Consider the following 8,362-nt stretch of genomic DNA (forward strand, 5'->3'; position numbering starts at 1 on the left):
CTCTTTCGGACACACCCCCCCCGCCCCGGGGGGGGGGGGCGGGGGGGGGCCCCGCGGCCGTCCCCCCCGCCCCCCCGGGGCGGCCCCCGGCCCCCGCGGCCCCCCCGGCCCCCCCGGCCCGTCCGCACGGAGCACGTGCGCGCGGAACCCGCCCGCACCGAGCTCCTCCGGGCCGACCTCCCGGACGCCCACCGCCGGCCCCAGCAGAGAGGTGTTCCGTGGCCGACCAGCCCGCAAACGCCCCCGCCCCCGCCTCACCGGTGGTCCGGCTGCGCCGCGAACTCGCCGCCCAGCCCGTCCGGCTCGCCGTCGCCCTGCTGCTCGCCGTGGTGGCCACCGCGGCGGGAATCGCCCTCCCCCTGCTGGTCCGGAAGATCGTCGGCGACTTCTCCGCCCACCGGTCCCTCGCCCCCGGACTGCTGATGATGGGTGCGGCCGCCCTCGGCGGGGCCGTGGCCCAGGCCCTCTCGGGCCTCCAACTGGCCCGGATCGGCGAGCGGATGACCTACCGTCTCCGGACCGCCCTCATGGCGCACGCGCTGCGGCTTCCGCTGCCCGTCGTACGGGCCCGGGGCACCGGCGACCTCGCCGCACGGGTCACCTCCGACGCGCAACTCCTGCGTCAGGTGGTGGAGGTGGCGACCCAGCTGCCGCTGGCCGCGCTCAGCGTCGCCGCGACCCTCGTCGTCATGGTGTGGATCGACTGGGTGCTCACCGTGGTCACCGTCGCCGCCCTCGTCGTCCTGACCGTCCTGGTGCTGCTGATCCTCCGCCGGATGAAGTCCAACGTCACCGGGCAGCAGGACGCGGTGGGGCAGATCGCCCAGCGCTTCACGGCCAACCTGGAGGCCCTCACCACCATCAAGGCGTACCGGGCCGAACCGGTGGCCGACCGGTTCCTCGCCGAGGACGCCGAGAAGCTCCGCGCGGTCTCGCTGACGGGGGCCAGGCTGGGCGCCCTGGTGCCCGCGGTGCTGACGCTCGGCAACCAGTTCGCGATGATCGCGGTGATCCTCACCGGCGGCGCCCGGCTGGCGGCCGGCGACCTCCAGGTGGCGGCGTTCGCCGCGTTCCTGCTCTACCTGCTCCAGACCGTCCCGGCCGTGAACACGCTCGCGACCGGCTTCGGGCGGCTGCAGGCCGGGCTGGCCGCCCGGGACCGCTGCAACGAACTGCTCGCGGTACCGCCGGAGGCCGACCCGGACGACGCCGACCGGACCACCCCCACCCCGTCCCCCGATGCCCCGGCGGTCGTCTTCCGCTCCGTGTCCTACACCCACGCCGGGTCGGACGACGCCGCCCTGCACGCCGTGTCCTTCGGCATCCCGCGCACCGGTCTGACGGCCGTCGTCGGCCCGTCGGGCGCCGGGAAGAGCACCGCCCTCTCGCTCGTCGGCCGGTTCGTCCGGCCCTCCGCCGGCTCGGTGAGCGTCCTCGGCCACGACGTCCGGAGCTGGCCCCTGGGAGCGCTGCGCGCCCGGATCGCCTACGTGGACCAGGCGTTCACCCTGGTCGAGGCCAGCGCGAGGGAGAACCTCCAGCTCGGCCGGGCCGGGTCGGCGGGGGACGGCGAGCTGGCCGAGGCGCTGGCCGCCGTCGGCCTGGCCGAGGACGTCGCGCGGCTCCCGCAGGGCCTCGACACCGTGCTGGGCCGCGAGTCCGACCTCTCCGGCGGCCAACGCCAGCGGCTGGCACTGGCCCGGGCGCTGCTCACCGACGCCGACATCGTGCTGCTCGACGAGCCCACCAGCCAGCTGGACGGCCTCAACGAGCTGCGGTTCCGCACGATCGTGGAGCAACTGGCCCGTAGTCGGGCCGTGGTGGTGGTCGCGCACCGGCTCTCCACGGTCCAGCACGCCGACCACGTGATCATGATGAACCGCGGGACCGTCGTCGACGCCGCGGACCACACCACACTGCTCACCCGCTGCGTCCCGTACCGCGAGCTCGTGGCCAGCCAGGCCGGCCCGTCCTTCCTCGGGGACCGCCGACTCCGCCTTCCCGGCTGATCAGGCGGTCGGTTTCGGTCGCGACCTCGACGCGGCGACCTCGACGCGGCGGGCACGGCGGTGCCGGCACGGCGATGCGGGCACGGCGATCCGGGAGGCCCTCCCTCCGCCCCGTCGCGCGGGAACCCGGTGGCGGAGCGACGGGTGAACGGGTTGAATCCCGCTGTGAGCCACGTCGCCAACATCATGATCTCCGTCGATCCGGACGATCGACCGACCGTCGAATCGCTGAGCCGGTGGTTGCAGACGTCCGCCCCGCTGCGCGGCCACGGGCCCGGTGCCGTCGGCCGGGTCGGATCGCTCGGCGAGACCACCGGCAAGGACACCCGCCGGGGCGGCGGCAAGTTCCCGGAATGCGACGTCTACGCCGGAGCGCTCGACCACGCGGACCTGGCCGGGCTGATCGCGCACGTCGAACGCCTTGCGTGGAGACAGCCCGAGTTCGTCCAACTGTTCGTGACGGACCAGGAACAGTCCTCCTTCCGGGTGTGGATGTTCCACGGCCCGCTGCTGCGGCAGATCGCCCCCGAAGGCCGGGAGGAAGAGGTCCGGCCCGCGGGCGGCCCGCCGGACATCCACACGCGGTTCGCCCTCGCCGGCGACGTCGAGCTGCTCCGCGACATGGTGGTCGCCGCCGTCAACTGGGGGCCCGGCCCTGCCGCTCCCCGCGAGGCGGTGCTGTCCGATCCGCGCAACGCCCACTACGTGGACGGCTGGCCCCGGCCGGGCGACCTGGGCCTCGTGGCGCTCGCGACCCGGGAGGTCGACCGCTGGGAGCCGACTCCGGTCGGCGCGGCGTGGCTGCGGCACTTCACCGAGGACGATCCCGGCTACGGCTTCGTCGGCGACGACGTGCCGGAACTGAGCATCGGCGTCGACGCGGCGCAGCGGGGCCGGGGCACCGGGACCGTGCTGATCCGGCGCCTGCTGCGCACGGCCCGCGAGGCCGGCATCGAACGCGTCTCGCTGAGCGTCGGGCGGGACAACCCCGCCGTGGGGCTGTACACCCGCGAAGGCTTCCGTCTGCACGGCCGGGACGAGGGCGAGGACTCGCTGACCATGGTGGTCCACCTGCGGTGAAGGTCACCGGCCGGGCAGGTCGACCGGGGTGCGCGACACAGGAGCACAGCGGGAGACGCGCGCCTCTCTCCCTGGGCGTGCGCGGGAGTTCGCGCCGGTCGGCCAGGATCGGGCGGCGGCCTGCCCGTCCGGAGTGAGAGCGCACAGGACCGGCGGGGACTTGTTCGGGTGCGGCTGAAATTCTTCGAAACCCACCTCGGCCCGGGCGCGCCTCTGGCATGCTCTGCCGGACAGTCCTGACCCCGTGTCACCGGGGTCTCACGCACAGCGAACCGAGTGTCCGGGGTGGACCTTGCAGTACACGATCAGCGCCTCCGTGTTCCTGGGGATCATCATCCTCATCCGACTCTCCCGGCGAACCGAGGCCCGCAGCCGCAACGACGAGCGGATCACGGCGTTCAGCTGCGTCGTGTTCGGCGTCCTGATCGCCGCGACGCCCTGGGGGGACGCGATCCTCCGGCTCGTCGGCGTCGTCGCCCAGGCCCTCGGTTGAGAACCGGACGGGTCGCGCGGACCGGCAGGACGGGGGCAGCGGGTGGCTAGGCGACGCGGGCCCGCGGCCCGGCGACGTGGCGGACGGCGGGGCGCTCGGCGCGACGAGGGCACGTGGCCGGCGGTCGTGCTGGTCGGAGCCGTGGCGGTCAGTGCGGTGACCGCCGCGGTGCGGTGGCTGGCGACGCACTGGTGGGTGCCGGTCGCGCTCCTGGCGGTGGCCGGCGCGGTCGCCGCCGCGGTGGGGCGGGCGCGAGTCGTCGCGGCTCGGGAGCGGCGGCGCCGACTCGCCGGTCTGCGCATGGCGTTGAGCGGCCCCGGCGGCATCGACCACATGAGTCCGGACGGGTTCGAGTACGCGGTGCGGGACCTGCTGGCCCGTGACGGCTGCCGCGCGGAGAAGGTCGGACGCTCCAACGACCAGGGCGTGGACGTGCTCGCGGACGATCCGATGGGGCGGCGGTGGGCGGTGCAGTGCAAGCACAAGCAGGACCCGGTCGGCGGCAAGCCGGTGGGGGTCGGGGTGCTGTACGCCCTGGCCGGGACGTTCCAGCGCGTCCACGCCGCGCAGGTGGCGGTGGTGGTCACCAACGGCCGGTTCTCCCGCGACTCGGTGAGGTGGGGCGCGGAGCAGGGCGTCCTTCTGGTGGACCGGGCCGCTCTGGCCCGGTGGGCGAGCGAGGGGCGGCCCCTGTGGGACGTCCTGCCCCGCGTCCCCGCACCACGCAACGGGCGGCTCAGCTGAATCCGTCCGTGGTGACGAACATATGACGACGCGTCATTTCGGCGCGGTCGCGCCGGCCGGGCTCCGGGCCGGCGGGGCGGGCACGCTCTCCCGCGCGGGGTGGCCGACGCCGTCTTGGACCGCACGGGCCGGGCCCTGGCATGATCGGTCCATGATCGAACGAGTCATCGCCGCCTGTGACGGAGCGGCCAAGGGCAACCCCGGGCCGGCGGCCTGGGCCTACGTGGTGGCCGACAGCGCCGGGATCCCGCAGCGCTGGCAGGCCGGTCCGCTCGGACACAGCACCAACAACATCGGCGAACTGACCGCGCTGCAGCAGCTGCTGCTCGCCACGGACCCCGCCGTGCCGCTGGAGGTCCGCCTCGACAGCACGTACACCCGCGACGCGGCGACGAAGTGGCTGGTGGCGTGGAAGCGCAACGGGTGGAAGACCGCGGCCGGCAAGCCGGTGGCCAACCGCGAGCTGATCCAGCAGATCGACGCACTCCTGGAGGGGCGGGACGTCACCTTCGTGTACGTTCCCGCCCACCAGGTGGACGGCGACCCGCTGAACGCCATCGCCGACAAGGCCGCCAGCGACGCCGCCCGCACCCAGGAAGCGGCGGCCGGGACGGCCTCCGACCTGCCCGAGCCCGAACCGGTCACCGGCACGTCGGCGCGGAGCGGACGCGCCTCCGCCGCGCCTGCGGCCGGGAAGCGTCCGGCGGGTGGCACGCGGACCCTCAAGGCCCGCTACGCGGGCACGTGCCCGTGCACCCGCGCCTACGCCAAGGGCGACACGATCACCAAGGTCGGCAGCAGCTGGGGGCACCCCCAGTGCGCGGGCGCCCACGCCTGACGCCCACGCCCGGCACCGGGGCCGGTGGCACCGGTGCCGGCGCGGGTCAGCCGCGCTCGCCCTCCTCGTCGGGCGCGGCCTGCGGGTCGGGCGGAAGACCGGCCTCCTCACGGTCCTCCTCGGTGCGTTCCTCGAGCTCGTCCTCGTCGGGCCGAAGCGGCAGGCCGCGTCCGTGCCCGGTGTCGGGGTCGCCCTCGACCTGCTTGTTGGACTTGTGGTGTGCCATGGCTCCTCCTCGTCCGGACGGCGCCGTCGCAGGGTTCCGTTGCGCCGGCTGCCGGTGCCCGGGGACCACCCATCCACTCAAGCCCCCGCCGGCGGCGCCCGCAAGCCGAGTCCGCGCGGATGACGGGGCGGGGTACTCCGGGGCGAGAGCCGCAGGTCGCACCGCGTAGCCGGTGTCGGACTTGAGCTTGAGTGCAGTCGAGGCACTGCTGCACTCCGCCGCCTACTGCGGCTTCCCCAAGGCCCTCAACGCGACCTTCGTCGCCAAGAAGGTCTTCGGCGCGCGCGGCCTCCTCCCGGTCACGGTCGGCTGACCCCCGGAAGCCGCGGCGCCCCGACGCCGGGAAACGTTCCGGGCCGCGGGGGTGGGACGGGTGGGGGCGCGGTCAGCGGGTGGCGGCGCCGAACCACGTGAGCAGCCGGGCGGCCAGCGCGTCCTGGTCCTCGCCGACCCAGGCCACGTGACCGTCCGGCCGCAGGAGGACCGCGGGCACGTCGAGCTCCTCGGCGGCGTCGACGACGTGGTCGACCCGATCCTCCCAGCCGTCCACCGAGAGCCCGCCGGTCGCGTCGAGGAGCAGGCCCCGGCCGCCGTGCATCAGCTCGTAGAGGCGGCCCCGCTTGAGCGTGACGTCCCGCATCCGCCGGCCGAGCAGTTCATGGCCCTCGCCGAGGTCGTAGCGGACGCCGACCGCCGTGATCATCTCGGTGACGTACCGGTTCACCTCCTCGAAGTCCATCAGCGTCGAGAGCAGCTCCCGCAGGGCGACCGCCCCGGGATCGGTCCCCATCAGCGTGATCTGCGCGCGGGTGTTGTCCAGCACGCGGGCCCCCACCGGGTGCCGTTCGGTGTGATAGCTGTCCAGCAGCCCCTCCGGTGCCCGGCCGTCGACGGCCGCGGCCAGCTTCCAGCCCAGGTTGAACGCGTCCTGCACGCCGAGGTTCAGCCCCTGCCCGCCGGTCGGCGGGTGGATGTGGGCCGCGTCGCCGGCCAGCAGGACCCGGCCGAGCCGGTAGCGCTCGGCCTGCCGCGTGGCGTCGCCGAACCGGGACAGCCAGCGGGGCGAGTGCACGCCGAAGTCGGTGCCCGCGGCGGCCCGCAGCTGCCGCTTGAACTCGTCCAACGTCGTGGCGGTCGTGCGGTCCCCGGCCACGCCGTCGGCGGGCACGACGATGCGGTACACCCCCGCGTTCCCGTCCACGTCGGGCACGGCGCCGAAGCGCAGCTCGGTCCTGCGGACCTCCGCGACCACGGCCGCGATCGTCGCCGGGTCCTCGGTCGCCTCCATGTCGCCCAGCAGGGTCTCGACCCTGGAGGGCTCGCCGGGAAAGCCGACACCGATCCGCTTGCGCACCGTGCTGCGGCCGCCGTCGCACCCGACGAGGTAGCGGGAGCGCAGCCGCGTACCGTCCGCCGTCTCGGCGGTCACTCCGTCCTCGTCCTGGCTCAGCCCGACCACCTCCCGGCCGCGCCGGATCTCCGCACCGAGTTCGAGCGCACGCTCCTCCAACAGCCGCTCGGTGACCGCCTGCGGAGTGGTGAGCCCGTACGGGTGCGCGGTGTCCAGCCCGTCCGGCCAGGGCTTGTGGATGCCGCCGAAGAAGCCGCCGACCCGGAACTTCTCGCCGGCCGCGAGGAACCGCTCCAACAGACCGCGCTGGTCCATCAGTTCGACGCTGCGCGTGTGCAGGCCGCGCCCGCGGGACCGCCTCGTCCGTTCGGTCGACCTCTCCAGCACGACCACGTGCACACCGTGCAGCCGCAGCTCGCAGGCCAGCATCAAGCCGGTCGGTCCGCCGCCTACCACGATCACGTCAATCATCACAACGCCCATTCAACGAGAGTGGATTCCGGCCGGCCGCGACGTGTGCCCCCGCGCTCCGGTGGGGGATGCCGGAGCGGCGCGACGAGTCCGCGCGACGAGTCCCACCCGCGACGTCCCGCGCAGCACGCACGTCGACGAAGCGGGACGTAGGGGGCAAATCTGTCTTTTCCGGAATATCGGCCGTGGCCGACCATTGTGTTCCACCACCGGGGCCTTGCCGCAAGCCCCCCGGTGCGCTATACGTTGGGAGTGGCGAGGAGTCGGTGTTCACCGACCCGGACCGGGTGACGGCCCACCGGAAGCCGGTGGCCCCGGCCCCGACCTGGCCCCCGGTCCCCGGGGCGACGCGGTGGACTTCCCTCCTGCTCGGCGCTCCGGCGGTACGGCCCCCTCCCCCGGTTGCCCGCCGCCGACGTTCCGGTCCGGGACGGCTGATGCCCTGTCAGGATGGAGAGCACCCAGCACACCCGCGACCGTCCGGAGGGCCGCCGTGTTCCACAGTTCCGCCCACCCGGGGCGACCCGTCGACCCCACCTGGCCGGAGCTCCTGCGGTCGTTCGGCCGCCCCGCGGCCCTGCTCGACGCGCCCCGGCCCGGATGGCAGTGCCTGGTGGGCCAGGGGTCGACCGACGGGCTCCTCCAGCGGCTCGACCTCGGCTACCACGAGGGGCGCACCCTGCTGGTGCAGGTCAGCACCCAGCGGCGCCTGCCGGCGCACGTCCGCGTGTTCCCGACGCTGGACCCCGAGGCCCTCCTGCGCGACTTCCTCGTCAACTCCTCGCCCGACGGACCGATCCCCCTGCCGTCCGGGCCCGTCCCCGGAGCGGGCCGGCTCGTCGTGGACGGCACGGCGATGGCGGCACGGCGGCTCACGTGGGGCGCCTACACGGCGACCCTCGCCGTGATCGGGGCCGCGGGAACCGACGCGAGCGGCGAGGAGCGCGGCGAGGAGAGCATCGCGGTCGTCAGTGGCACCGCCCTCCACCGGGAGGCCGTCCGGCTGACCCTCGACACCACCGGCGTCCCCGCCTGAGGAGGAGCACCCAGCGGCCGGGCACGACGACGTGAGCGGGCGGGGGGGGGCCGGGGGGGGGCGCCCCCCCCCGGGGGCGGCCCCCCCCCCCGCCGCGCCCCCCGCTCGTCGCAC

At 74.9% G+C, this 8,362-nt stretch carries 8 protein-coding genes and 1 pseudogene; 7 read left to right on the forward strand and 2 right to left on the reverse strand.

What is annotated here, in order from left to right:
• Positions 1-218: 218 nt before the first annotated feature.
• From ACFWOG_RS37285 to ACFWOG_RS37305, 5 genes are all read left to right on the forward strand, one after another.
• Entirely contained in the window at positions 219-2,009 is a 1,791-nt protein-coding gene (locus ACFWOG_RS37285) for an ABC transporter ATP-binding protein (protein WP_380363881.1), read from the forward strand.
• Positions 2,010-2,174: 165 nt separating this feature from the next.
• On the forward strand, positions 2,175-3,089 hold the full coding sequence (locus ACFWOG_RS37290; RefSeq protein WP_380363883.1) for a GNAT family N-acetyltransferase: 915 nt from the start codon (positions 2,175-2,177) through the stop codon (positions 3,087-3,089).
• A gap of 292 nt (positions 3,090-3,381) precedes the next feature.
• Positions 3,382-3,582: a hypothetical protein gene (locus tag ACFWOG_RS37295; RefSeq protein WP_329883774.1), complete on the forward strand. Its 201-nt coding sequence runs from the start codon at positions 3,382-3,384 to the stop codon at positions 3,580-3,582.
• Between the two features lie 141 nt (positions 3,583-3,723).
• The gene (locus ACFWOG_RS37300) at positions 3,724-4,326 is read left to right on the forward strand and encodes a restriction endonuclease (RefSeq protein ID WP_380363886.1); all 603 of its coding nucleotides are present in this window, start codon (positions 3,724-3,726) and stop codon (positions 4,324-4,326) included.
• Positions 4,327-4,477: 151 nt separating this feature from the next.
• On the forward strand, positions 4,478-5,164 hold the full coding sequence (locus tag ACFWOG_RS37305) for a ribonuclease H (RefSeq protein WP_380363888.1): 687 nt from the start codon (positions 4,478-4,480) through the stop codon (positions 5,162-5,164).
• A 46-nt stretch (positions 5,165-5,210) separates the two neighbouring features.
• On the opposite strand, the gene ACFWOG_RS37310 is transcribed toward ACFWOG_RS37305, so the two are convergent.
• Positions 5,211-5,390 (reverse strand): hypothetical protein, encoded by a 180-nt coding sequence (locus ACFWOG_RS37310; protein WP_329950217.1) that lies wholly within the window; start codon positions 5,388-5,390, stop codon positions 5,211-5,213.
• A 199-nt stretch (positions 5,391-5,589) separates the two neighbouring features.
• Here ACFWOG_RS37310 and ACFWOG_RS37315 point away from each other — a divergent pair.
• A pseudogene (locus ACFWOG_RS37315) lies at positions 5,590-5,703 on the forward strand (carboxymuconolactone decarboxylase family protein); the annotation flags it as partial.
• 72 nt (positions 5,704-5,775) lie between these two features.
• On the opposite strand, the gene rox reads toward ACFWOG_RS37315, so the two are convergent.
• Positions 5,776-7,212: a rifampin monooxygenase gene (gene rox, locus ACFWOG_RS37320; protein ID WP_329950267.1), complete on the reverse strand. Its 1,437-nt coding sequence runs from the start codon at positions 7,210-7,212 to the stop codon at positions 5,776-5,778.
• 493 nt (positions 7,213-7,705) lie between these two features.
• Between rox and ACFWOG_RS37325 the strand changes: the two genes are divergently transcribed.
• Positions 7,706-8,248: a hypothetical protein gene (locus tag ACFWOG_RS37325; protein ID WP_380363890.1), complete on the forward strand. Its 543-nt coding sequence runs from the start codon at positions 7,706-7,708 to the stop codon at positions 8,246-8,248.
• Positions 8,249-8,362: the final 114 nt, after the last annotated feature.

This window comes from Kitasatospora sp. NPDC058406 (assembly GCF_042722765.1).
Taxonomy (GTDB): Bacteria; Actinomycetota; Actinomycetes; order Streptomycetales; family Streptomycetaceae; genus Kitasatospora.

What these genes read in the sequence shown, in the direction of transcription:
- ACFWOG_RS37305 (WP_380363888.1), top strand. Translation starts at nt 4,478, where the DNA reads ATGATCGAACGAGTCATCGCCGCCTGTGACGGAGCGGCCAAGGGCAAC.
- ACFWOG_RS37310 (WP_329950217.1), bottom strand. Translation starts at nt 5,390, where the DNA reads ATGGCACACCACAAGTCCAACAAGCAGGTCGAGGGCGACCCCGACACC.
- rox (WP_329950267.1), bottom strand. Translation starts at nt 7,212, where the DNA reads ATGATTGACGTGATCGTGGTAGGCGGCGGACCGACCGGCTTGATGCTG.